Here is a 22,691-nt window from a genome sequence, read left to right on the forward strand (position 1 = left end):
CAGAATGTGCTGTGCAATCAAGCTGGACGAACTGACAGAAACAACAAAAAAATTGATACGAATTGCTAATTCACCGATTAATTCCGAATCAGATCAATGCGTATAAACATTTACCATGATCCATGAATTAACCGAAGATTAGTTAGGAATTGTTATGCTTTGGTTTTTGCGACAATGTCCAGAATCAGTGGAGTCAATATCAACTCGATCGCCATTCCCATTTTTCCGCCAGGAACCACAATGGTATTCGGACGGGACATGAATGAATCATGAATCATGTTTAACAAGAAAGGAAAATCTATTTTTTCAGGATTCCTGAAACGGATCACAACAAGACTTTCATCCAGTGTTGGAATCTCGCGTGCGATAAATGGATTGGAGGTATCGACCGTAGGTACACGCTGAAAGTTGATGTGAGTACGCGAAAACTGTGGCGTAATGTAATGTACATAATCATGCATGCGACGCAAAATAGTGTGCGTCACTGCTTCTGCTGAATAACCACGTGCATTGGTATCACGAAATATTTTCTGAATCCATTCCAGATTAACGATAGGCACGACACCAACCAACAAATCCACATACTTGGCCACATCGGCCGTATCGCTTTTTGCACCACCGTGCAGTCCTTCATAAAACAGCAAATCAGAGCCGGCTGCGATCGGTGACCAGGGTGTAAAAGTACCCGCTTTTTGCTTCCACGGTTGTGCTTCTTCATCGTTATGCAGATACAAACGTGTCTGGCCAGTGCCCTTTTCGCCGTATTCCTTGAATAAAGCTTCCAGTTTCTCGAATTCATTGGCTTCCGGACCAAAATGGCTGATTGTGCGTCCGCCGTTTTCTTCTGATTTCGCCACTGCTTGTTTCATTGCTTCGCGATCGTAACGATGAAAACTATCGCCTTCCACAATCACAGCTTTCAAATGCTCGCGACGAAAAATATGTTCAAAGCTGGTCTTTACCGTAGAGGTACCTGCACCTGAGGATCCGGTAACGGCGATAACCGGGTGTTTTTGCGACATTCTAATTTTCTCCTAAAATAAAATATGACTATTAAAATTCTGTATCCATATGATACCTTTTTTCCGCTCGGCTTTAGCGCAGGTGATCGACTTGTACCTGGCATCACCGCTCAGAATTTTACGCAACAATACAGCGGGATTTTTCTGGAACTTACAAAGCTTAATCCAAGTCACAGTGATTGCTTAAATGACATATGTATTGTATATCAAGAATACACATAAATCGTCGTCGGTAACCGTCCAAGTCGGCACGAAAGTAAAAATTTTTGCTGTTGCTTGATTGATCCAAGGTTGAGTTCGCATGAAAAGTATACAATGTTTATTTACCATTTCATTCCTGGCATTCACGCTCAGTACCTTGGTATTCGCTGAAGGAGATGGCGATGGCGGCGATGGTGGTGGCGATAGCGGCGGAGACGACAGTGGCGATTATGATGGCAGCGGACATCATGATGGCGAAGGGCACCATCATGATCATGGCCATCATCACAATAATTTTATTTTCGGTATCGGCGGTTTTTATGACCCTTGGTTATGGGGCGGTTACTATGGTCCCGGAATGTGGAGAGGCTATTATGGCTCCGGTTTTTGGGGACCTTACGGCTATCGCGGCTATGGATATGCCGATCCTTTTTTCAGGCCACCGCCTGCTGTTACAGTTCCCTCACAACCGCCTGTTTACATTCAAAAGCAAGAACCTAAACGCATTCAGCCGAAGACCGATTATTGGCACTATTGCCAAGATCCGCAAGGATATTATCCCTATATCCGGGAATGTCCGGGCGACTGGCTACAAGTCTCCCCCCAATCCAACGCTCAATAAGTGAGAACAGCACCATGAAAAAACCCCCACAATTAGTAATACCCGCGCTGATCTGCACACTGACGGCATGTGTCAATTTGCCAACCGGCCCCAGCGTCATGACTTTGCCAGGTTCCGGCAAAAGTTTCGAACAATTCCGCTATGATGACTATGACTGTAGACGATATGCATACGAGCAAGTAGGCGGCCAAACACCCCGTCAAGCAGCGCAGTCGAGCGGCATGGAAAGTGCTGCAATCGGCGCCGGACTCGGCGCTGCTACAGGTGCGGCGATTGCCGGTGGCGGGGGCGCTGCAGTCGGTGCCGGTGTCGGCTTGGTAGGCGGTGGATTGGTAGGATCGGGCACTGCCAGCACTTCCGCGTATGTCAATCAGCAACGTTATGACATCGGTTATATTCAATGCATGTATGCCAAAGGTCATCGCGTTCCGATATCGGGTAGAATTACCGATGATGCGCCAGTAAGCAGCAATAGAAACATCGCGCCACCGCCTGCCAATTTTAATCCGCCACCACCACCTCCCGGCAATCCGCCACCACCACCGCCACGGTAATTTTTCCGGTATTGCATCATCGACTGACTTATCAAACAGATAATAACTCAGTATCATATTGCGCTAGAATATGCACACGAATAAAGCGGTGATTCATCGGTGTGATTAATAATCACCGCCATTCAGAATTGTAAACTGCGACTGGAATTTAAGATAAGAACATAGGAGTAAAAACTGTGCACCCGATTGTACCCATCATTATGGCACTTGGTGCCATTCTGTTCTTCGTAGGAATAGGCATCCAGGCCCGGCTTGGCGCACAACGAATCAGCAGTATAAAACTACGCGGAAAAGAATATAAGCTTTGGCATTTTGTAGTTGTTACTGTGGGATCAGGCGTGGCATTGATCATGCTATCGGTTTTAATACCCAAGTATATATCTTACCAACCCGAATCAACCCAGCAATCATCACAACCCTTGGTATCCAGTAATTTGAAATATGAATTGGATTCGATTTTATCCAGCATGCATCTGAATGACGATGCGATGATGAATGCTATCAGCAGATTCCAAACGGAATATCAGAAAGCATCACAAAAGAGTGACAAAAATACAATGGATTTGCTTGTTCTGGAAATCGCTTACCGAATTAGAACCGAACTACAGAATCGAAGCTATCCAGAAAACCAAGTTGAACGTGAAGTGGAGAGAATTACCGGCATTCTGAAGCAGTCTATCAAACAAGAAAATAAGTAATCATCAAAATAGAAAAACCATCTGATATTTCTGTAGAATTAAATGGTTTATTAATCACTCAAGGATTTTTTATGAAAAAAATGATGCAAGCATTACTTGTTATAACCACCATATTTCTGGCAGCTCCCAATTTAGTATTTGCCGATCAATATCCTGATAAAGTTGTTGAGAAGCTTGGCAACGGTCTTGCTAACGCTGTGACCGGCGTCGTTGAAATACCCAAAACAATAACAATCATTGGTAATAGGGATGGGGTTATCCATGGCATGACAGTCGGATTCCTCACCGGCATTGTCAACGCTGTCGGGCGCTCATTAAGCGGTGCTTTCGATATTGCAACGTTCTTCATACCCACCACACCCTTTGTCAAACCGAGCTTTATTTGGGATGATTTTAATCGCGAAACAACCTTCCTCGAAGCACGCATGCGTTAATTGCTTTCTTATTTCGCTGCATTCTCTGATGCCTTAAAATGCTCGCTCAAATAATCTGATCAGTACATGGTATAAAAATATGTGCTTATCAGATTATACCGTTTGAACAGATACAATTTATTCCTTACACGCACCTCTCAGTGTACTGTTGTAGTCAAGGGGCGAAGAATTAAATTCGATAAGAATAAAGCACCCCGCCGCAAGCAGCGAGGGATTAAACCCGAAAGAGATTAAATTTTATAGCATTATCATATGCTTAAAATCAACCATCTTTCCAGACCCCTTCTCCAAAAATGCGGAATGGATGTTTCTTCAGGCACGACTAGTCACGCTATTCTCTAAGGTAGAACAAGAAGCCGATCATTTCTAAGCATTTATTCAATCATTCTATAAATTTGAGTTTCTAATCCAACAAAGCCATTTCTATCACTAATTAAATCAGGTATAATTTCGCGCTTTGGGTCGTTAGCTCAGCCGGTAGAGCAGCGGACTTTTAATCCGTTGGTCGCCAGTTCGAATCTGGCACGGCCTACCAAATAAAACAGGGGTTAGTTAAACACTAGTCCCTTTTTTATTTTTGAACGCGACAAAACGATTTTTATCATACTGTTAGCGGCAGATATTTGTTCGAACCTTCCCAGAAATTGAGCAAGGTGGATTGACGATCAGCTCTGAACCGAACTTATGCCAACCATAATAAGCGCTGCTGCTTACGCTCATCACCCTGCAAAGCATAACTACTGGATAATGACTTTTCCGAGCTTAAATGAAACCATATTTCACCTCATTTCTTGCGCAAAGAAGGCGCTCGCCTTTTTTAGAATTTCTTTCTTCATACGCAGCGTTTTTACTTCTTGCCTGAGATGGTTTAGTTCTGCACGTTCATCAGCATCCAAACGTTCACCGCTTTTTTGACCCATCACTGCAGATTCTTCTCACTCGCATCGACCACTTGGGCTGCTTGCACAAAGAATAGCCGTGCTTTGTAATCAGTGATACTGCTTCCTTTTTGAATTGCTCTGGATAGAGCCGTCGCTTTCCTGATTCTTTCATCCTTCACCTCGCTAGATAGTAGTTTAACTCTCTTAACAAGGTATCCGGCTTTATTGAACCACAACACTTTTTATGTCAGAAAAGAGTGGTTAATTAAGCTCTAATCAATGGATTAGTCTCATAAAAATTTAGATATATTTTCTACATTCAATAAAGATTTTCTTAATTTGATCAATACTTAGCAGATTAATTATAAGTAATTGTATCAAAAGTCAAATATTCATTATGTCTTTTATGGGATTTTCTTAATATGGTAACAACAGTATCCGTATCATTTACAAATGGTTTTGTTGGTGATTACTCCAAAAATAATTTGGCAATTAACAGCTCTTACTTAACAGCACTGGGTTGGTCAAATTTTCAATTTTCTCAAATTTCTAATAATGGGCAATTCGGTGGCTCACAAGGTAATGATTATACTGGAACAATCCTCGTTACTGATGCTAATGGCGTAGAACATAGTATTGATGGTGTAATCAATTGGCGTGCTCCAAGTGGTACCGTTACCACCATGGTGTTTTATGCCACAGGAGTTAGTCATACGTTAGCAACGAGCTCTGGTACTTACACAATTGATCCTTGGAATCAAACAAGTGGAGATCCTCATACATTTATCGGTTTAACATTTAATGGCGCAACGCTGACAATAACAGGCGGACAAGTATCTGGAAACGCTGCAACATCTGGCTTGTTGGATAGCCTTAATACCTACCTTGCGAATCAACCGCAAATAAGCATAAGCGATCTTTCTATAAACGAAGGAAGCGGATCAGCTTTGTTAACAGTTTCATTAAATAAAGCAAGCGCTGACCCAGTATCCGTTGCATACCAGACAGCAAATGGAACTGCCACCACAAATACGGACTATACATCAAGCGGTGGAATATTAACATTTGCCATTGGAGAAACATCGAAGACTGTAACTGTCGGTATCAATGAAGATTCTGATGTGGAAGGAGCTGAAAGCTTTAGTGTAATACTGTCAGATAGTACTTATGCGGCTATCGTAAAGAATACAGGAACCATTACAATAATCGATAACGATGGTCTGAGTATTACCAGTGTAATCGCAGAAGATGCCTCCAATACCGGCGCCAATCCGATAGACAGTACCGTTGTTGAGGGCGCAGATCTGCAGTATACGGTAAGCCTTAGCGCTGCCACCTCATCTATAACGGAATATACCCTAGCTATCAGTGGCGCTGCCTCTACCAGTGATTACGGAAGTTTCACTTTTAGTGACAACGTTACATGGAAGAATAACGATCCGACAACCGGCATCATTGTTATCCCAGTAGGCGTAACCAGTTTCAGCATAACAGTTCCAACTACTGACGATAGCCTCATAGAAAATACTGAAAGCCTGGTATTGACCGTTGGAGGCGTGGCCAGCACAGGCACCATCACAGATAACGATAGTCAGAGCGTTACCCGTGTCACGGTAGAAGATGCCGCCAACACCGGCGCTAATCCGGTAGACAGTACCGTTGTTGAGGGAGCAAATCTGCGGTATACGGTAAGCCTTAACGCTGCCAGCCCATCTCCAACAGAATATACTCTGTCTATCAGCGGCACTGCCTCGATCAGTGACTACGGAAACTTTGTCTTTAGTGATAGCGTTGCATGGAAGAATAACGATCCAACAACCGGCATCATTGTTATCCCAACAAACGTAACCAGCTTCAGCATAACGGTTCCGACTACCGACGATAGCCTCATAGAAAATGCTGAGAACCTGGTATTGACCGTTGGAGGCGTAGCCGGCACAGGCACCATCACAGATAACGATAGTCAGAGCGTTACTCGTGTCACGGTAGAAGATGCCGCTAATACCAATACCAATCCGGCAGACAGTACCGTTGTTGAGGGAGCAAACCTGCAGTACACGGTGAGCCTTAACGCTGCCAGCCCATCTGCAACGGAACATACCCTGGCTATCAGCGGTACTGCCTCGATCAGTGACTACGAAAATTTCACCTTTAGTGATAGCGTTGCATGGAAGAATAACGATCCGACAACCGGCATCATTGTTATCCCAGCAAATATAACCAGCTTCAACATAACGGTTCCGACTACCGACGATAGCCTCATAGAAAATGCTGAAAGCCTGGTATTGACCGTTGGCGGCGTGGTCGGCACAGGCACCATTACAGACAATGATAACCAGAGCATCACCAGTGTAATAATCGAAGATGCTGGCAATACCGGAGCCAATCCCACAGATAATACCGTTGTTGAAGGAGCAAATCTGCGGTATACGGTAAACCTTAACGCTGCCAGCCCATCTGCAACGGAGTATACCCTGGCCACCAGCGGCACGGCCTCTATCGGCGACTACGGGAATTTCATTTTCAGTAGTGGCGTTACCTGGAAGAATAACGATCCAACGACCGGCATCATTGTTATCCCAGCAAATATAACCAGCCTCAACATAACGGTTCCGACTACCGACGATAGCTTCATAGAAAATGCTGAAAGCCTGGTATTGACCGTTGGTGGCGTGACCGGCACAGGCACCATCACAGACAATGATGACCAGAGCGTTACCAGTGTAATAATAGAAGATGCTGGCAATGTCGGAGCCAATCCCGCAGATAATACCGTTGTTGAGGGGGTAAATCTGCAATATACGGTGAGCCTTAACGCTGCCAGCCCATCTCCAACGGAATATACTCTGGCTATCAGCGGCACTGCCTCTATCGGCGATCATGGGAATTTTGCATTTAGTAGTGGCGTTACCTGGAAGAATAACGATCCAACGACCGGCATCATTGTTATCCCAGCAAATATAACCAGCTTCAACATAACGGTTCCGACTACCGACGATAGCCTCATAGAAAATGCTGAAAGCCTGGTATTGACCGTTGGAGGCGTGGCTGGCACAGGCACCATCACAGATAATGATAGTCAGAGCGTTACCAGTGTAACAGCAGAAGACGCCGTTAATGCCGGTGCAAACCCGATAGACAGTACCGTTGTTGAAGGAGCAAATCTGCGGTATACGGTAAACCTTAACGCTGCCAGTCCATCTGCAACGGAGCATACCCTGGCCATCGGAGGGACCGCTTCGATCAGCGATTACGGGAATTTTACATTTAGTAGTGGTGTTGCCTGGAAGAATAACGATCCAACGACCGGCATCATTGTTATTCCAGCTAACATAATCAGTTTCAGCATAACGATTCCGACTACTGACGATAACATAGTAGAAAGTGCTGAAAGTCTCGTATTAACCGTCGGAGGCGTGGCCGGCACAGGCACCATTACAGATAATGATACAAATCCAGATAGTGGGAATAAAGTACCTACTCCTGTCGTTCTGAAAGCATCCCTAAGTTTAGAAACCGATGATGGCCAAAGTAACCGAGATAACTTTACCAGCAATATTACCCCAGTAGTTCAAATAAATACTGGAAATCTAAAACTGAACGCCAATAATGATCGTGTCGTTTTCTATGATTTGAATGGAAATTTTATCGATCAGATGCTTGTGAATTCTAATGATGCAAAAACAGGCACTATCAATATACAAGCACCTCAATTGGATGATGGGACTTATAGTCTGGTTTCAAAAATTCTTGATCAAGAAGGAAATGTTAAGGCGATAATACCGATTACATTCACCATTCAAACTGATCTGGATGGAATTAATCCATCGACTGAACTGGCGGCTAATAACGGTGATTACAATAAGGATGGAGTTGTAGATTGGGAACAAAATAATGTTGCCCAATTCCCTATGTCTTCAGTAACCGATTTTCAAGCAGGAAAATTTGCTTCTCCTAGCACTTTTGGTGCACTTTTGGTTGGAGATATCGATTCTGGCAATCTTAATTCTTCTGTCCATCTTAATATCAATGCTCAGTTAAAAGATATCAACATCAGCGAGCCACCAGCACCATTACCTGATGATTTTATGATTGCTTCACCGATGCTTGGCTTTACCATTACCAATGAAAACGAAAAAGCATTGCAGGATATTTCACCAGCTACAAATGGATTCCAGACACGCGTGGTTATTGAATTGCCAAACGGTGGTGTGCGTGCAAATAGTTATTTAAAGTGGAATGAAATCACTAGGGAATGGGTAAAATTCAATGATGATCAACGACTGGATACCTTCGATGATGGCGCCACATTGCTGGATGTGAATAATGATGGTTTGATTGATCGAATAGTCGTTACTCTGACTGATGGTGGTTTGGGTGATCACGATGGGATCGCTAATGGAACGATTGTCGATCCAGGGGTATTGGCATGGCAACCCAGTGACAATGCTGAATTGGTTAGTGATCCTGTATACAGCATACTTCTCTCGAATGGAGATCGCTATTATACAGTCGACATTAAAGAAGCGGCCCAAATGGCGCTTGGTTCCGATAATGTTTTTGAGGGTGTGCGTTTCGATTCGCTCAGTGAAAGCCTAGGTGGTCGGCAGTTGCAAGCAAACTACAATCCATTTACGGGTGATTGGTTCTTCGCAGAAAATGGTAAGGATATGCCTTATAACTGCTATCACCCAGTAGAATCTGCAAAAGGTTTTAATGCTGCACCAGTAGGTACGAGTATTGGGCAAGATTATTATCTTTATATTAATAATCAAGGAATCACGCAACTCGTTAGTGCATCCGAAGCATCAGAACTAAATCTTTTAAGCAATGGCTATCATAATTTGGGTGCAGTTTTTAACACCACGACCAATACGCATTTTGACTTTGATCCAATATCTTATCTTGTTGCAAATAAAGACAATCAGACAGTACAGTCGTCTGTTAAGGCACTTTCTGACAATTTTGTGCATAGCAGTGATACCAACTTTGTTGAAACAGTAGAGAAAATTTATTTTGCTCAAGCAATTGATCAGACTGCGGCAATAGTAGGAGTGGACGGGAGTTCATCTCTGGCAGATTTGAATGATTCTTTTCAAACCCACTTTGTTGCTTAATGTTAAGTGCAAGCAGAGCAACAAGTAACATAAATTTACAGGACCTATGAGCTCAATGAATAATCTATATAAATTAATTGTCTGTATTTGTATATTCCTTTCATCAAATCCAGTGTTTTCCGAACAAAATTTGTTGAAAAATTTTTATGTAGGCATTCAGGGGGGTACCCATTTTCTTGATAACTGGCCAGCGAATGTAAAATTGGGGGAAACAGTAAATCTCAGAGGAAAAGTTGATTTCTCAGATCGATTTCAAGTTGGAGGCATAATGGGGTATCAGACAAAATATCTACGCTTCGAAACAGAATATCAGCATGGTTTTTATGATATTGCAAATATGTCCCTAGGGAAAATCCATTCGGACAGCAGCGGAAGCGGAAATTATCAGGCTGCAACATTTAATGCCTATGGGAAAATAAATATTTTTAAGGATTTTTCTGCATTCCTTGGTGGTGGAGTTGGATGGGGAAGGTCCACAGTTTCACAGGCAAATTTTAATCCTCATTGTGACTGCTTTAATTCAGCTAAAAATAATGGATTAGCTTATCAAGGGCGAGCAGGTCTTGAATATCAGTTTGAGAAGAATCATCATTTTTTTGCGCAATATACTTTTCTGCACTTAGACGGTCCGACAGGCGCAGAAAGAAATCAAATCGAATATCACGATAAGTGGATTGGTATATTCGGAGCGGGTTATCGTTATTTATTTTGAAAAACTCTAATAAGTCGATCCTGCAGAACCAAGTGGAAACTTTTCGACGCTGATACCTGGAAAGTTCTCAGTGCTGATTGACAAATTCAGATCCTGGTTTAACTTAAGTTAAATTACCTCCGGCAAAGCCGGAGGCTTACCTCACTGAGTTATTAATAATAAAACGTGACAAAAATGACGATTGTCGGCGAGTATTGACGAGCGCAGACAATTTCAATATCAATAAAAACAGTTAGTTAAAACACTTTTTAATCCATTGGTCGCCAGTTCGAATCTGACACGGCCTACCAAATAGAACAAGGAGTTAGTTAGACGCTAATCCTTTTTTTATATCTGAACGCGACAAATCCTTTTTTATCATACTATCAGTAACATACTTTTTCGATTTTTCCCAGAAATTAAGCGGAGTGGATTGACGACTAGATATGAACCGAACTTATACAGATCTTTACTAGTGATCAATCTGTTGCACTATCCATAGATCGATTGCGATAACAAATCAAAAGGTTTTTAAACATACTAAGCTAAAGTAAAGCGTTTTTTAATCCGGGCGGCCATTTATCCAGCTTGGGCTGACGACACTTATCTAACAGGAATTTAATATTTCTTTGGGATGGAATAAAACGGAGCAGATATTTTGCTGCGGTACTGTTAAGATTAATTAAAATGGATACTTTGAAATATTTGAAGATCATTAATACAATGAAATTACATGATTACTTCTGTTTTTAAGATTGTCTTTTGGGTAACCTTGGAGTTTTAATGATGAAATATAAAAACCTCTTACAGATTTTGTACCGGAATTACAGAAAACATGGGGTGTTAAGATTGACAGGAATTCTCAGTCTATTATTCATACTCAGCGGTTGTCAGACGATATTAAGTCCCGAACAAGTCACTGCAACATTCTGGAAAGCGATGGCGAATGGCGAACTTGAATCAGCCAGAAAACACACAACGCAGGATACTCAATACCTTGTTAATAAACAAGAAAGCATCATAGGAACGTCACCTGAGACCGGTGTGATCGTCATCAATGATCCCAATGCGAAGGTTGCAACTGTTATCGCGTTGAATAATCCCGAAAACAATAAAACTTTAACTTTCGATACTGTTTTATTGAAAGAAAACAATGTATGGAAAGTAGATTATCGGCAAACCCTCAATAATCTTTCAATCCTTCCATTCGGAGAAGTTATTAATAGCCTACGAGGAATAGGCGATGTCATTAATAAAAAGCTGGAGCAGCAAATGCCGTTTATTGAAAACCAAATTAGATCTTTTAGTGATGAACTGATACGACAATTGGATGAATTTCGTAATCAGCTGGAAAAAACTAACCCTACTGAAAAACAATAGCCTTCCCCTTACAGTGCCATTTAACTGTAGAAATGGCTTCGCAAATTCGGACAATCGGATAAGTGTTAATCTTGCTCAACCCAAGCCGTGTAATAGGCGGCAAGAAAAGGAGCGAGAATATGAGAAAGACGAGAAGGAATCACGCAGCGGAATTCAAAGCCAAAGTGGTAATAGCTGCGATCAAGGGTGATAAGACCCTAGCTGAGTTAGCTGAACGGTTTGATGTACATCCGAATCAGATTTCGGAATGGAAGCAGCAGTTACAGGAATCTGCAATCGATGTATTCGGGAGTAATTCAAAAACAAAGGGGCCGCCGTACCTGATCTCAAGACACTTCATGCCAAGATTGGACAGCTCACGTTGGAGAATGATTTTTTAGAAGGCGCGCTCGTCAAGGCGGAATTGTTGAGCGCAAGGGAATGCTCTCCAAAATGCTCAAGCGTGAAGGAAGTTTATTCGGCCGGCGTCGTGCATCCACGCTGATGAAGCGAATGGGAATTCACGCAATCTACCGCAAGCCCAGCACCAGCAAGCGGTATCAGGCGCATCCAGTCTATCCGTATCGGTTGCGCAATTTGTCCATCACCCGTTCACCATGTCTGGGCAGCAGATATCACGTACATCCCAATGAAGCGCGGCTTCGTTTATCTGTTCGCCGTAATCGACTGGGCAAGCCGTCGGGTGCTGTCATAGCGATTATCTAACACCCTGACTGCCGACTTCTGCATTGAACCTGTGCAAGAAGTCATAAACAAGCATGGCAAACCGGATACCTTCAATACTGACCAAGGTTGCCAATTCACCAGCTAGGAATTCACCGGCTGCTGAAGGATAACGGTATCCAGATCAGTATGGACGGCAAGGGTAGCTGGCGTGATAATGTATTTGTCGAACGGCTTTGGAAGAGCGTTAAATACGAAGAGGTATATCTGCACGCCTATGGCAGCGTATGTGATGCAAAACAAGGCTTAGAGAAATATTTCATGTTCTACAACCAAAACAGACCTCACACCGCACTTGACGACAAAACACCAAATGAGTTCTACTTCGATTACCTACCTGCAATGCAAAAAACTGTCCAATCCAGTGAGGCCACTTCACTGTCCAAACTAGGTGTTACTTAGCGTAACGACGAAACGAAGACTCTATCTTTCTGTAAATAATTAACTAAATAACTTTTGTTAGTTATTAAATCATCTAACTATTATCAGCATTATTTATTTGGGGTCCTAAGCCTTTTGCATTTAATTCGGCCAACGCTTGCTCAGTTTTTCGCAGATGGCCAAGCCCCATACCCTGCAATATATGATCAGCTTTTGTATATTGAATATTACTATAGGTAGTGATTTCCACTCGATTTCCCCACGGATCAAGAAAATCAAGAAAAGGACCTCCTAAGAGTTTGACACCCATATGTTCAAGTGTCTGCCTTACTAACTCCTTATTGTCCACCGCTATTCCAAAATGACGCTTTTGATCAGGTTGCCTATTATCACTTTTTATAAAATTGATAAATTGATCTCCAAAATAAATAAAGGCCTGCATCTCATTTTTTTCATGAACTTCGAATTTCAAGAAATCGCCATAAAATTTCAATGCCTCCTCAATATCTCCAACTTCTAATGCCACATGATTTATGCCTATTGCATATGCTTTCATAAATTTGCCTTTATCGTTTAATATTTGTCAGTCAATTTATCTCGAACAATGTATACGGTATCTAACGTAGAGCTTGCAATTCTCCTGCTATCTGATTATTTGAGCTAAAAATAACTGAAAGAGTTTTCTAGCAGATAATTTTATTATTTATTTGTCTTAAGATGAAACTTTGTATGAAGCATATGTTATTAATTTCTGAGCCTGGGGTGATCGGTAACATGTAAAAATCTGAAACACGCATGAAAGCTTAAAAAATTAATTCCAAGTTTCACGTTTGCTCTTATCATAGCTTCATGGAATAAACGTGATAAATCTGATGAGTATTGGCGAGTGTTGGCGAGCACTTTCGAGTTTAATATAAACAGTTAATTGCGACACCTGTTAATCCGTTGATCGCCAATTCGAATCTGGCACGGCCTACCAAATAGAACGAGGGGTTAGTTAAACGCTAACCCTTTTTTCGTTCTAAATGCAAAAAAACATTTATTATCATACCGTTATAGACAGTTACTTATTCTGCTTTTCCCAGAAATTAAGCGAAATGGATTGACGACCAGATATGAACCGAACTTATGCGGACCTTTACAGGTGATCAGTCCTCTGAGTTGTATATTTAATTGTAATTAAAGTAGTTATATCATCATTTTTTAGTAAAAAACCCACAAGGAAAAATAACATGAGCCAATTGCCCGCTTGTCCAGAATGTAGTTCCGGATACACTTACGAAGACGATAATATACTGGCCTGCCCGGATTGTGCCCATGAATGGTCACCGAACGAACTAGAAGCAACTAACAGCGATAAAGTATATCGCGATGCAAATGGTAATGAATTGCAGAACGGTGACACCGTGGTGGTGATTAAAGATCTGAAAGTGAAAGGCTCATCCCTAGTGCTTAAAGTCGGTACAAAAGTGAAGAATATTCGTCTGGTCGATGCTGATCACGATATCGATTGCAAGATCGATGGTATCGGCTCGATGAAATTAAAAACAGAGTTTGTTAAGAAAGTCTAAGTAGAATGCCCAATGGCAAGTACGTCAATCAATTTGAATCGATTGCTTAAAAATAAGACTTAAAAGTCAATTTGTTTACGCATATAAACATAGCCTATCACTGATATATTCAATGCATTTATAGGAATATACCGTGAGACATGAAGATTCACCATTACAATCAATTGCTACATCAAGGTGATGGCATCTATTATTGCAAACGCTCAATCATTATTATTGCCATAATAATTTTGTCGGGCTGTGCAATACAACCTAAAGTAGTAACAGAGGAAGAAAACAAGCACAGAGTATCTAGTGACCTTTTGCTACTCCAGAAAATCCATGATCCGGTACAGCGCCCTATATCCTTGGAAGAAGCAACTGCCAGGGCATTGAAATATAACCTCGAATTACAAATTGAGTTAACCCAAAAAACACTGGCTCAGAAGCAGCTCAATCTCAAGAGTTACGACATGCTGCCAAAGTTGGTGGTAGATCTACATTATGATTCACGTAGCAATTTTAGTGGCGCAAGAAGCCGATCGTTATTGACTGGAAGAACAACACTAGAACCATCCACTTCCGCCGACAAAGATATTTTCTCATCCGCATTGGGATTAAGCTGGAACATTCTTGACTTCGGGGTATCGTATTATCGTGCACAGCAAGCCGCTGATAACGTCCTGATTCAAGAAGAACAAAAACGCAATGTGATCAATCGAATTGTGCAAGAAGTACGATCAGCGTACTGGCGCGCTGTCAGTTATGAGCGGCTCATTTCACGAATGCATGACCTAAAAGCGAAAGTACGCGAATCGCTTGATCAAGTGAATCAAATGAGAGATGAGCAGCTTAATAATCCCAAAATCAATTTTACTTTCAAACGTGATTTATACAGTATAGAACGAGAACTCAATCTATTGCAGCGTAATTTACTGTTAGCCAAATCGCAATTGGCTGAATTAATGAATATTAAGCCAGGCACAGAATTTACGTTAGTCATACCAGACCGGGATTTATTTACCAAAAAGATTGATTTGACGATCGAAGACATGGAACAAATTGCGCTGGAAAGCCGTCCCGAGTTGCGTGAATTGTTTTATAAAAAACGTGCCAATGCAAAAGAAGTCCGTGCAGCCATACTACAGATGTTGCCAGGCATTGAGCTGGGGAGTCGGTATAACTATAACTCTAATGGTTTTCTGTTTAATGGAGACTGGTTAAGCCTTGGTGCACAACTATCATGGAATCTGATTAGCATCATTTCGGCGCCGGCGAAATTCGCTGAACTGGAAACTAAAGAAAAATTACTGGATATCGAGCGTTTATCCATGAGTATGGCGGTACTCGCTCAAGTACACGTCAGTTTAGCTCAATTCAGTCATTTTAATGAAGAATATCGATCCGCCTATGATTACTATCAGGCTCAGAAACGCATCATCGAACAAACCCGGATCGAAGCAACCGTGGGGAAAGTGAGTGGTCATGCTTTAATTCGCGAAGAGCTCAATACGCTTTTAGCAGAGGTTCGTTGTGATTCCATTTATTCCGAACTGGAAAATTCTTATGCAGGCATTTATGTTTCGTTAGGACTCGATCCCATTCCGGGTGATCTAAATGATAAAAACCTGTCAGAACTAACTGCTGAATTAGCTGAACACTGGCACAAACGATAAATCATCTTATCAGGCTATTGAAAAATTACTCTTCCATAGCGAATAAAACTTCTAACACACTCATTTCTTAAAGCAGTCTATTTTTTATAAATTGTTGTTTTTGCCATTTTCCGATAGCTCTTATTATTTTAGTGATTGAACAAACTGACGTTATTAAATTCGGGTAACAATTATTAAATAAGTGAATCCATCAAAAAATGGATTAGCATCGTGACGAAAAAAAAATCCAAACAGATTCATCAACCACCTCAAGTCAAATCCAATCACGGACTTGGGGTTCTGTGGCAATTAGAACCTCGCATGATGTTCGATGGTGCAGCCGTGAGTACTGCGATAGATGTAGTAGAACAAATATTATTTGACTCAATGAATCAACAAACGAGTCAAAACAATTCTGCTGATCATTCAACACTATCAAGTTTAACTCCAATCGACACCAGAATTCTTGATGCTGAAGGAGATCATCAGAAAACTCCAGTAATTCAATTAGAAAACGAACTGGAAAAATCGTTAACGAATTATGAGCCTCCAACCGGGCCCGCCAACGAGATTATTTTCGTTGATACCCGTGTTGAAAATTATGAAACGCTTCTAGCCGAAATCGACCCGAACATACAGGTAGTCTTGCTCAACAGTCAAAAAGATGGCGTCAAACAAATGGCTGATTATTTGACACAACACCAATCAGTAGAAGCGATTCATATCATTTCTCACGGTAGTTCCGGATCTCTGCAGTTAGGAACAGGATCGCTAACATTCAATTCCATGACGCAACAGTACGCTGCAGAAATGGCTGTGATCAAACAAGCGTTATCCGAACAAGCAGATATCCTGATCTATGGTTGCGATTTTGCTGAAGGACAAGCCGGTCAGGACGCCGCCACGTTGCTCAGTCAATTAACCGGGGCCGATGTCGCGGCCAGCACCGACGACACGGGGTATGCCGGACTGGGTGGCGATTGGGATCTCGAGCTGCAAACAGGAACCATTAAAACGCATTTAGCCATCAATTACGACGTTCAGGCCGATTGGGATGGGCTACTGAGCCTTACTGCCAGTGGGGGTGAGACCAGGGTCAATACGACGACTACCGGTACGCAAACGCACAATTTCTTTGGCAACGACTACACCCCTGACAGTGTGGCTATGGACGCCAACGGTAACTTTGTGTCGGTCTGGGAAAGCGCGGGCGACATCTATGGTCAGCGGTACAACAGCGCCGGCACGGCGCAGGGTAGCGAGTTCGTCATTGCCAACAATGCGGCGAACGAAGGGTTAGCCAATGTCACCATGAATTCAAGTGGCGCTTTTGTGGTGACTTGGGAGCGCGGTCTGGGGACCGCCGACATCGACATCTATGCTCGTATCTATAATTCATCCGGCACGGCAGTCGGTAGCGAGTTTCTGGTGAACGAAACCACGATCTATGATCAATCCAATGCCAAAGTGGCGATGGATGCCAGTGGCAACTTCGTAGTGGCGTGGGAAAGCAACACAGAGGCCGGTGGAACCTACTACGACGATATCTACGCCCAGCGATACGATTCCTCCGGGACCAAGCTCGGCGCAAATTTTCTGCTCAACACCACGACGGTGGGTGACCAAGAGCAGGTCGACATCACGATGGACTCTGCAGGCAACTTCGTGACCGTATGGGCAGGCGAACGAACCGCCGGTAGCAGCGTGTACAGCATTTACGGGCAACGGTATAACGCATCCGGTGTGGCGCAGGGCGGAGAGTTTCTGGTCAATGCAGTCGCCAGTAACAACGATCAACATGCTTCGGTCGCCATGAACGACAGCGGCAACTTTGTCGTGACATGGAACAGAAAGAGCGGAAGCGACTCCGATATTCAAGCCCAACGGTTCGACAGTTCCGGCGTTGCGCAAGGCAGTGCGATTTCCGTCACCAATACCCCATCCTATTGGCAGGATATCGCCAGTGTTGCAATGGGCGGGGGAGGCAATTTTGTCGTTTCTTGGTCGAGCGACCTTCAGGACGGGAGCGGTTGGGGCGTCTATACGAGACAATACGATTCGACGGGAACAGCTCTGACGACTGAGAGCCGAGTCTCGACAACCACGGCGAACGACCAAGATCACTCTAGTATCGCCTATCAGAACGGGAAGGTCGTTGTGACCTGGTCAGGTAACGGCACTGGGGATAGCACAGGCATTTTTATGCAGCGCTACGATGCAGCTGGTGGGAACGCCGCACCGACAATTACCAGCAACGGGGGCGGACTCACGGCTGCCGTCAGCATCGCGGAAAATACGACCACCGTCACCGCCGTGACGGCGACGGATGCTGATGTCGGTGCGACCCGTACCTACTCGATCAGCGGCGGTGCCGACGCCGCCAAGTTCACCATCAACAGCAGTACCGGCGCATTGAGCTTCATCACCGCACCCAACTACGAATCGCCGACCGATACTGGGGGGAACAACGTCTACGATGTACTGGTGACGGTGAAAGATAACAATGGCGGAGCGGATAGCCAATCCATTGCCGTGACCGTGACGGGGATCAACGAGGCGCCCATCAACGCGGTCCCAGGCGCACAGACGACCAATGAAGACACAAACCTCGTCTTTTCTTCCGGTAACGGCAATCAAATCAGTATCCAAGATCCTGAAGGGAGCGGCAGCGCGTTTGAAGTCACCGCCTCCGTGACCAACGGCACGCTCACGCTGGCGGGCACGTCAGGCCTGACATTTGTGACTGGTGACGGCACCACCGACAGTACCATGACGTTTCGCGGAACAGTCGCGAATATTAATACTGCTCTCAACGGTCTCAGCTACAACCCAACGGCCAACTACAACGGGAGTGCTACCCTGACACTTGCGTCCGTGGACAACACTCTCGTGTCGCTGAATATCGATGCCAATCTCCAAGCTCACTACACTTTCGATGGCACGACGAATGACATGGCCTCCGGTACAGCGCAGAACGGCACGCTGATGAACGGGGCGACGTATGTGACTGACGGTACCCGTGGACAAGTCCTGAGTCTCGACGGCGTGAACGATTACGTCACGATCGCTGGAACATTCTCAAACCCAAGCGAAATCACGATCGGAGGGTGGGTGAATCTTGGATTCGGTACGGGACGGAAAGAATTTATTTCGCTCGATAATCGGGTCCATATTGCGCTTGATGACACGTCCGGGGTGAAGGGAAGTGTCCAGATCGGGGCCAATTCTTGGATTGATCTAAATTCCAATCAGTTCGTGGCCGGCACCGGTTGGCACCACATCATGTATTCCTACAGTGACAGCGGGAACGTCCACAGCCTCTATATCGATGGCGCCCTTGTTGCCTCAGCGACCATCAACAGTTCCATCGACTGGACCTCTCTGCCCGCGCCGACGAACCAGACGAACATTGGCCGCCATCCCACTACTGGCGGAAACTTCCTCAACGGACTGGTCGACGATGCCCGGATCTACAACCGCGTGTTGAGTGCGGGAGAAGTGGCTGCCCTTGCGACCGATCTGAACCTGAAAGACACCGACACGGTGGCGATTACGGTCAACTCAGTCAATGATGCACCCACGGACATTGTCTTCGGTCAGGAGTCCACTGCGGAGCAAGTGGTCAACACCTACACGAACTCCTACCAGATGTCCTCATCCATTGCTCCGCTGCCGAGTGGTGGCTGGGTGACAGTGTGGATATCGGGGGGAGGGCAAGACGGCAGTGGTTCTGGCGTATACGGGCAGCGGTTTGATGCCGACGGTAACAAAGTGGGCACGGAATTCCTTGTCAATCAGCGAACCACCGATGACCAGTACGGCCAGGTAGTGTCAGCCTTCAGCGACGGTCGGTATGTGGTGACCTGGGTGGATCAGAACGCCGGAGTTCGGGCATGGATCATGGCGCGCGTCTTCAATGCAGACGGGACGGCGGCCACGGCGGAGTTTCAGGTCAGTCCTGGAACAGACGGGAACAACCAAGGTTACTACCCCACTGTTCAAGTGTTGGATAGCAACCGCTTCGTGGTGGTGTGGAGCAACGAAGCCGGGGCTGATAACTGGTCGCAGGCCGGACGCATTTACAACAGCGCCGGCGTCCTGCAGGGCGCGCAGTTCAGTATCGGTACGCAAACCGCTACCGGCATCTGGAACAGCATCAACCGCATCGACCGGTTGGCCGACGGGGGCTTTGCGGTTACCTGGCGATACGACAGTAGCAGCGCACAACTGCGCTTGTTCAACAGCGACGGCAGTGCCCGTACAGCCGCCATTGCTCTTCCAGGCAATGATGTGGCGGATGTGGCCGTGCTGCGTAACGGCAATGTAGCTGTGGCGTACGCGGATGGAGGCGATATCAACGCCGTCATTTACAATGCCAGCGGCGTGTTGCAGGTGGGCGAGTTTAACGTCAACGCCGGTGCCACCAGCGGCACCCAAAGTCAGCCGCGTATTACCGCTTCCGACGACGGCTTCGTCGTCGCGTGGAACAGCGACACCGGCGACGGCAGCAGTCTCGGTGTTTTCGCGCAGCGTTTCACCGCGAGCGGCAGCTCAGTGGGCGGCGTGGTCCAGGTTAACACTACCACGGTCGGCGCTCAGTTTGAGGTGGATTTGATCCAAACCTCCACCGGCCAGGTACGCGTTGTGTGGTCGTCACAGAACCTGGACGGCAGCGAATACGGCGTCGCCTCTCGTGTGCTGGGCACGCCCGGTGCCACGGTGGCCGAGAACGCCGCCAACGGCACCTGGGTCGCCGACGCGTTAGGCTTCAGGGATGTCGATTCCACCAGCGGCACGTACAGCCTGGTGAATAGCGCCGGTGGACGTTTTGCCATTAACAGCAGCACCGGCGAAATTACGGTGGCCAATGGAGCGCTGCTGGACTACGAAGCGGCTACCAGCCATAGCGTGACCGTCAGAGTCACCGATTCCGGCGGGATGACCTATGATGAAACCTTCACCATCAATCTGACTAATGTCAACGAGGCTCCTACCGGAACTGATGCCACCGTCACGATCAACGAAGACACCTCCCGTACAGTGACCGCGGCAAACTTCGGTTTTAGCGATGTCGATGCGGGCGATAGTTTGAGCGCCGTGCGTATCGACACATTGCCCGGTGCCGGAAGCCTCACGCTCTCGGGTGTCGCGGTGACAGCAGGACAAGTCGTCTCGCTCGCCAATATTACAGCGGGCAACTTGGTCTTTACGCCTGTAGCCAATGCAAACGGAACGGGATATGCCAGTTTCACATTCTCTGTCCGTGACAGCAACAACACCTATGATGCTGCATCCAATACCCTTACGTTCAATATCACGGCTGTCAATGATGCGCCGATCATTTCCACCGGCAATCTGGTTGCCGACGGGTCGTTTGAACGCGGGGGGGCTGCGTGGAGATCCAATTCCGTGCTCGAAGTGAGTAACTCCCTTGGCAACTATGGAATAGCGGCTCCCCCGGATGGAGGCTACTTCATCGAGGTGGAAGGGTGGACTCATTCCGGAGTTCCCTCCTGGATTGAACAGACGATTTCGACGGTGGCAGGCAAAACCTATCAATTTACTGTGGCTGCGGTGACACGGAACGATGTTAATGTCAGTGATAAGGGGATTTTGTCTATCGATGGCACACAAGTACTGGCGTTTACGACCGGTTCCACGTGGTCTGACTTTACAAAGAGCTTTGTTGCCACATCGAGTTCTACCACGATTCGTATTACATCAGATGGCTCGGCATCGGGATACACGAATCCCGGTGATGGTGTAGGACTCATTGTGGACAACGTTCGTGTCGTGGAAAACTCTCCGGTGACGTTTGTTGAAAATGGTTCAGCGGTTGTGTTGACCTCGACAGGGAGTGTCTTTGATACCGAACTTTCAGCGGCGAACTCCTTCAGCGGTGCGACCCTCATGTTGGCGCGTAACGGCGGAGCCAATACCGAGGATGTATTTTCCGCCACCGGCACACTAAGCCTGAGTGGCGGAAACGTCGTGGTGAGCGGCACGACGATAGGTACCTATACGAACAGCGGCGGCTCGCTGGCCTTCACCTTCAACAGCAACGCCACCAATGTGTTGGTCAACTCGGCGATACGGCAGATCGCGTACAGTAATTCCAGTGATAATCCACCTTCGTCCATACCAATCAATTGGACCTTCAACGACAACAACAGCGGGGCCCAAGGGAGCGGCGGCGCCTTACAAGCCACCGGCAGTACGACGGTCTATATTACTGCCGTCAATGATGCACCGACGGACCTGGCCCTATCGGCGAACACGGTGGCCGAGAATGCCGCCAATGGTACTTCGGTGGGTACGGTCAGTACCACCGATCCCGATAACGGTGATACCCAAAGCTATAGCCTGACCGACACTGCCGGTGGACGTTTTGCCATTAACGGCAGCACCGGCGAAATTACGGTGGCCAATGGAGCGCTGCTGGACTACGAAGCGGCCACCAGCCATAGCGTGACCGTCAGAGTCACTGATTCCGGCGGGTTGACCTATGATGAAACCTTCACCATCAATCTGACTAACATCAACGAGGCTCCCACCGGAGCCGATGCCATCGTCACGATCAACGAAGACACCTCCCATACGGCGACCGCGGCAAACTTCGGTTTTAGCGATGTCGATGCGGGCGATAGTTTGAGCGCCGTGCGCATCGACACATTGCCCGGTGCCGGTAGCCTCACGCTCTCGGGTGTCGCGGTGACGGCGGGACAAATCGTCTCGCTCGCCGATATTACAGCGGGTAACTTGGTCTTTACTCCCGTGGCTGG

At 45.7% G+C, this 22,691-nt stretch carries 13 protein-coding genes, 1 tRNA gene and 1 pseudogene; 12 read left to right on the forward strand and 3 right to left on the reverse strand.

Annotated elements, in window-relative coordinates; genetic code table 11:
* Nucleotides 1-152: 152 nt before the first annotated feature.
* Complete coding sequence (locus C8R34_RS03080) at nucleotides 153-1,022, reverse strand: phosphoribulokinase (RefSeq protein ID WP_110337726.1); 870 nt, start codon at nucleotides 1,020-1,022, stop codon at nucleotides 153-155.
* A gap of 301 nt (nucleotides 1,023-1,323) precedes the next feature.
* Here C8R34_RS03080 and C8R34_RS03085 point away from each other — a divergent pair, with 301 nt between their 5' ends.
* From C8R34_RS03085 to C8R34_RS03105, 5 genes are all read left to right on the forward strand, one after another.
* Nucleotides 1,324-1,845, forward strand: coding sequence for a hypothetical protein (locus tag C8R34_RS03085; RefSeq protein WP_110337728.1), 522 nt, complete (start codon nucleotides 1,324-1,326; stop codon nucleotides 1,843-1,845).
* A 14-nt stretch (nucleotides 1,846-1,859) separates the two neighbouring features.
* Nucleotides 1,860-2,399 (forward strand): hypothetical protein, encoded by a 540-nt coding sequence (locus C8R34_RS03090; RefSeq protein ID WP_110337730.1) that lies wholly within the window; start codon nucleotides 1,860-1,862, stop codon nucleotides 2,397-2,399.
* 176 nt (nucleotides 2,400-2,575) lie between these two features.
* Nucleotides 2,576-3,097 (forward strand): hypothetical protein, encoded by a 522-nt coding sequence (locus tag C8R34_RS03095; RefSeq protein ID WP_110337732.1) that lies wholly within the window; start codon nucleotides 2,576-2,578, stop codon nucleotides 3,095-3,097.
* A 71-nt stretch (nucleotides 3,098-3,168) separates the two neighbouring features.
* Nucleotides 3,169-3,531, forward strand: coding sequence for an exosortase system-associated protein, TIGR04073 family (locus C8R34_RS03100; RefSeq protein WP_110337734.1), 363 nt, complete (start codon nucleotides 3,169-3,171; stop codon nucleotides 3,529-3,531).
* A gap of 459 nt (nucleotides 3,532-3,990) precedes the next feature.
* Nucleotides 3,991-4,066 (forward strand) — tRNA-Lys (locus C8R34_RS03105).
* 244 nt (nucleotides 4,067-4,310) lie between these two features.
* On the opposite strand, the gene C8R34_RS16395 is transcribed toward C8R34_RS03105, so the two are convergent.
* The gene (locus C8R34_RS16395; RefSeq protein ID WP_165872503.1) at nucleotides 4,311-4,454 is read right to left on the reverse strand and encodes a hypothetical protein; all 144 of its coding nucleotides are present in this window, start codon (nucleotides 4,452-4,454) and stop codon (nucleotides 4,311-4,313) included.
* A gap of 380 nt (nucleotides 4,455-4,834) precedes the next feature.
* Between C8R34_RS16395 and C8R34_RS03115 the strand changes: the two genes are divergently transcribed.
* The 4 genes and pseudogenes from C8R34_RS03115 (at nucleotide 4,835) to C8R34_RS03130 (ending at nucleotide 12,725) form a co-directional block, all read left to right on the forward strand.
* Complete coding sequence (locus tag C8R34_RS03115; protein ID WP_110337738.1) at nucleotides 4,835-9,529, forward strand: Calx-beta domain-containing protein; 4,695 nt, start codon at nucleotides 4,835-4,837, stop codon at nucleotides 9,527-9,529.
* A 55-nt stretch (nucleotides 9,530-9,584) separates the two neighbouring features.
* Complete coding sequence (locus C8R34_RS03120; RefSeq protein WP_165872504.1) at nucleotides 9,585-10,241, forward strand: outer membrane protein; 657 nt, start codon at nucleotides 9,585-9,587, stop codon at nucleotides 10,239-10,241.
* 762 nt (nucleotides 10,242-11,003) lie between these two features.
* A complete protein-coding gene (locus tag C8R34_RS03125; protein ID WP_110337742.1) occupies nucleotides 11,004-11,600 on the forward strand; it encodes a hypothetical protein in 597 nt (198 codons plus the stop codon).
* 119 nt (nucleotides 11,601-11,719) lie between these two features.
* A pseudogene (locus C8R34_RS03130) lies at nucleotides 11,720-12,725 on the forward strand (IS3 family transposase).
* Nucleotides 12,726-12,798: 73 nt separating this feature from the next.
* Here C8R34_RS03130 and C8R34_RS03135 read toward each other — a convergent pair.
* Nucleotides 12,799-13,260, reverse strand: a complete 462-nt coding sequence (locus C8R34_RS03135) for a VOC family protein (protein ID WP_110337744.1) — start codon at nucleotides 13,258-13,260, stop codon at nucleotides 12,799-12,801.
* A gap of 676 nt (nucleotides 13,261-13,936) precedes the next feature.
* Here C8R34_RS03135 and C8R34_RS03140 point away from each other — a divergent pair.
* The 3 genes from C8R34_RS03140 to C8R34_RS03150 form a co-directional block, all read left to right on the forward strand.
* Complete coding sequence (locus tag C8R34_RS03140) at nucleotides 13,937-14,275, forward strand: zinc ribbon domain-containing protein YjdM (RefSeq protein ID WP_110337746.1); 339 nt, start codon at nucleotides 13,937-13,939, stop codon at nucleotides 14,273-14,275.
* A gap of 140 nt (nucleotides 14,276-14,415) precedes the next feature.
* Nucleotides 14,416-15,930, forward strand: coding sequence for a TolC family protein (locus tag C8R34_RS03145; RefSeq protein WP_110337748.1), 1,515 nt, complete (start codon nucleotides 14,416-14,418; stop codon nucleotides 15,928-15,930).
* Between the two features lie 210 nt (nucleotides 15,931-16,140).
* Nucleotides 16,141-22,691: DUF4347 domain-containing protein (locus C8R34_RS03150; RefSeq protein WP_132467049.1), on the forward strand; the 6,551-nt coding region annotated here is incomplete at its 3' end.

This window comes from Nitrosomonas sp. Nm84, assembly GCF_003201565.1.
In the GTDB taxonomy this organism is placed as follows: Bacteria; Pseudomonadota; Gammaproteobacteria; order Burkholderiales; family Nitrosomonadaceae; genus Nitrosomonas.